Source organism: Bradyrhizobium genomosp. III (assembly GCF_000261705.1).
Lineage (GTDB): Bacteria > Pseudomonadota > Alphaproteobacteria > Rhizobiales > Xanthobacteraceae > Bradyrhizobium > Bradyrhizobium ottawaense.
This window is the reverse complement of the sequence record NZ_AJQF01000483.1, coordinates 1-4,482: the sequence shown is the minus strand read 5'-3', so window position 1 is coordinate 4,482 and position 4,482 is coordinate 1. Positions and strand designations below refer to the sequence as shown.

Below are 4,482 nucleotides of genomic sequence, written 5' to 3'. Positions count from 1 at the left end.
GAGGGCATTCAGGGCACGGGCTACGCCGACACCTATCTGGCGACGGGCTATGGCCAGCCCGGTGCGCTCAATATCGGCAACAACGGCACCTTCAACCAGTTCGAGGGCCTCGGCGGCGATGATGCCATCACCGGCAACGGCAACACACGACTGCTCTACACGAATGCCACCGGCGGCGTCACCGTCAACCTGAACGCCGGCTCGATCACGGGTGATGTGTCGGTCGGGCACGATACCTTCACGGGCGTCAACAGCGTCTATGGCAGCAATTTCGCCGACACATACGACGCGTCAGGCTTCATCGGTTTCAATTCCTTCCAGGGTCTTGCCGGCAACGACCTCATCACCGGCAACGGCAGCACGCAGCTGCTGTTCGCCAACGCGACCGGCGGCGTGACCGTTAACCTCGCAAACGGTACTGTGGACGGCGATAGTTCGGTAGGTCATGACACCATTTTGGGAGGGGTGACCAGCGTTGCGGGCTCGAACTTCAACGACACGATCACCGGTTCTGGTGGCAACGACCAGCTGTTCGGCAACGGCGGCAACGATCTGCTCAGCGGTGGTGCCGGCAACGACGGCCTGAACGGCGGCATTGGTGCAGACACCTTTGTCTACGCTGCCGGCGGCGGCGCGGACACCATCGGCGACTTCCTGCAGGCGGACGCCGACAAGATCGACCTCACGGGAATCCCTGGTGTCTCGACCCTTGCCGACGTTCAGGCGCTTGCCACCCAACAGGGGCCGAACACGGTCATCAACTTCGGCAATGGCGACACCCTCACGCTGCTGAACGTGACGCTGTCGAACCTCACGGCTGCCGACTTCATCCTGGGGCAGGGCGTGCACCTCACCGGCGACGCCGGTGCAAATACGCTTATCGGCACCGCCTACGCCGACAATCTGAGTGGCCTTGCGGGCAACGATCGCCTCAAGGGCCTCGACGGCAATGATCTGCTCGACGGCGGCCTCGGCTTCGACCGCGCCGACTATGTCGCGGCAACGGGCGGCATTACCGCAAATCTCGCGGCAGGTTCCGTGACAGGCCCGGGGGTCGGCACGGACACGCTGGCGAACGTCGAGGGGATCGTGGGCAGCGACTATGCCGACACGTTCAACGCGACCGGCTTTGCGGGCGATACCGGCATTGCCGGCACCAATGTGGGCTTCAACGAGTTCGAAGGCCGCGGCGGGGACGACAGCATCACGGGAGCGATGAACAGCCTGGGTGCGCTCCTGACGCGCATCTCGTATGCCAATGCAACGGGCAGCGTGACCGTCGATCTGACGGCCCACTCGGCGGCGGGAGATGCCTCGGTCGGTACCGATACCTTGGTGGGTTCGGGCTTTGCGGGTGTTGTCGGCTCTGGATCTGGCGACCAACTGCTCGGCAGTGCCAATGGCCCAGGAACCGTGGAAACGTTCGAAGGCCGCGCCGGCGATGACTTCATCGACGGCCGGGCTGGTTTCGACCGGGCGGACTACGCGCTCGATCCGGCCGCGGTGGGCGGGATCGACGTTCAACTGGCCTCGGGAACCGTGACGGGCGACGCCGCGACGGTCGGCACCGACACGCTGCGATCGGTCGAGTCCGTGCGCGGCTCGAACGCTGCGGACGTCTTCAACGCCGCTGGTTTCACCGGAAGCAGCCAGAATGCCGGTTCCAACGGGACGTTCAATGAATTCATCGGCATGGGCGGCAACGACAGCATCACCGGTAACGGCAACACGCGCGTTGCATTCACCAACGCCACCGGCGCGGTGACGGTCGATCTGCTGGCAGGTACCGCAAGCGGTGACTTGTCCACGGGCAACGATACGTTCAGCGGCGTCAACGCCGTGATGGCCTCGATGTTCAACGACACCATCAGCGGTAGCAACACCACCACGGCGACGGAAACGTTCACCGGCCTTGCCGGCGACGACTTCATCGACGGCCGCGGCGGCTTCGACATCATCAGCTACAACAACATCTACTTCTCCACCGGCGCGGTGACGATCAACTTCACGGCGGGCACCGCGACCGGTGACGGCTCGGTCGGCAATGATACGTTCCGCGGGATCGAGGGCGCCCAGGGCACCACTTTCAACGACGTCTTCACGGCCACGAATTTCGGCGCCGTCGGTTTCCAGAACGGTGCAACCAACAACGTCGGCAACAACGGCAACTTCAACCAGTTCGAAGGCCTGGCCGGCAACGACACGATCACCGGCAACGGTAACACCCGGATCATCTATTCCAGCGCCACCGATGCCGTGACCATCAACCTGCAGGCGGGGACTGCGACCGGTGGCGGCTCGATCGGCACTGACACCTATGTAGGCGTCAACAGTGCGACCGGCAGCAACCTGAACGACACCTACAATGCCACAGGCTTCACCGGCGTCACCTCGGCAGGATCGTTCGGTACCTTCAACCTGTTCGAAGGCCTGCTCGGCAACGATACCATCACCGGTAACGGCAATACGCGGGTCTCGTATTCCCAGGCGAGCGGGGGCGGAGTTTCCGTCGACCTTTCGACGGGACTTGTGAGCGGTGCGGCCGGCGCCGACTTCATCACGGGAGGCGTCAACAGCGTCCAGGGTTCGAACCAGGCCGACACGCTGATCGGCAGCTCGAATAACGAATTCTTCTTCGGCGGCGGCAGTGGCGACACGATCAACGCAGGTGGCGGCAACGACGGCATCACCGGCCAGGGCGGCAACGATACGATCGACGGCGACGCCGGCACCGACATGGTGATCTTCTCGGGTACGCAATCGCAATACACCGTCACGACGGCTGGAACGATCCAGGTTCAAGACAATGTCGTGAACCGTGACGGCACCGACGGTCTGACCAATGTCGAAGTGCTGCAGTTCAGCGACGCCATCGTGTTGCTGTCATCGGGCTCGTTGGCGAGTCCGATCGATCTCTCGACGCAACAGTTCTCTAACACGGCACCCGTGAGCGGAACGGCTGGCGATGATTATCTTCGCGTCGGAGCCAATATCTTCGGACACGGGATCAATCTGGGAGCCGGGACGGGGGATACCGTCCTGCTCAACGGCACCTTCGGTAACGGCTACACGCTCAATCTCTCGGGTGTCGAAAACCTGGTCGGCAGCGGCAACGACGAATTCGTCAACCTCACGACGACCGCCAACGGACTGGTCGTCGACCTCGGGGGTGGCAATGATCAGCTCAATCTCGCGGGCGGCGCCAACACGCTTAGCCTGATCGGCGTCGAGGGGGTCGGCGGATCCGATTTCGGTGCGACGCCCGGCGTCAACGACGTACTCACCTTGTCGACGACGGTGACGGGCCTGAACATCAGCCTCGGCAACGGCGACAATACGATGAACCTCGCTGCCGGCGCGAACTCGTTCGTGAACATCTACGACGTCAATCACGTGAACGGAACCGCGAGCGACGACACCTTGACTGTCACCGGTGCGATCGCAGCGGTCAACGGCGTCGCGATCGACCTTGGCGGCGGCGAGGATACGATCGCCCTCAACGGAAACTTCGCTGCATTCGCCGCGACCGGCGTCGAGCACATCAACGGAAATTCGGGCGACAATTCACTCAGCTTGACGAACAATGTCGATGGCATCGTCATCGACATGGGCGGTGGAAACGATCTGGTGTCGCTCGCCAATGGAGTGAATTCGGTCAGCATCAGTGGCGTCGAAAACCTCAACGGCAGTGATTTCACCGGCAATCTCAACCCGTCGGACGATACGGTCACGCTTCTGAATACAGTGTCCGGGGTGTCGGTCAATCTCGGCGAAGGGACCAACGTCCTGAATCTCGCCGCAGGCAGCAATTCGTTCGACAATCTGTGGAACGTGAATCTGCTCAACGGGAGCTCGTCGGACGACATTCTGACGTTGCAGGGCAGCCCGGCGAACGTGATCGATCTCGGCGGCGGCAACGACACTCTGAACTTCAGCGCGAATGTCTACGACATCACGGTGACCAACGTCGAGACCGTCAATGCCGCCGCGAACTTCGACAGGATCACGATCGGCAATGCGTCAGGTAACACGACGATCACTGCCGGCGCGGGTGCGGATGAGATCTTCGCCAGCGCGGGCCATGACAACTTCCGCTTTGTCAGCACCGCGGATTCCGCCGCCGGCGCTGCCGATACCATTCACAATTTCGACGCCGATAATGACAGCTTTACGTTCTCGGGCATTAGCGTCGCTGGCGGTCACATCGAGTACGTGGAGAATGCGGCGCTGCTCGGTGCCAACCAGGCTTCGGCTCACCTGCAGAATTCCGGGCCGGGTAACGACTATCTTCAGATCGATATCGACGGCGACGGAACGAGCGATATGGACGTGAGCCTGCAAAATGTCACGGGCACGCTGCACAACGGCAACTTCCTGTTGGCCTGAGAGAGAACCGGCTTCGGAGAGGCGTTGGCCGCCTGCCGGCCTGTCTCCGGGAGCCACCGTCGAAGCAATCGCCGCGCGAGCCCAAGCAAAAACCGC

Annotated in this window: 1 protein-coding gene; it reads left to right on the top strand. The window is 62.3% G+C overall.

The annotated features are described in order from the left end of the window. Positions 1-4,386: M10 family metallopeptidase C-terminal domain-containing protein (locus tag IC66_RS0138010; protein ID WP_038951076.1), on the top strand; the 4,386-nt coding region annotated here is incomplete at its 5' end. Positions 4,387-4,482 lie beyond the last annotated feature (96 nt).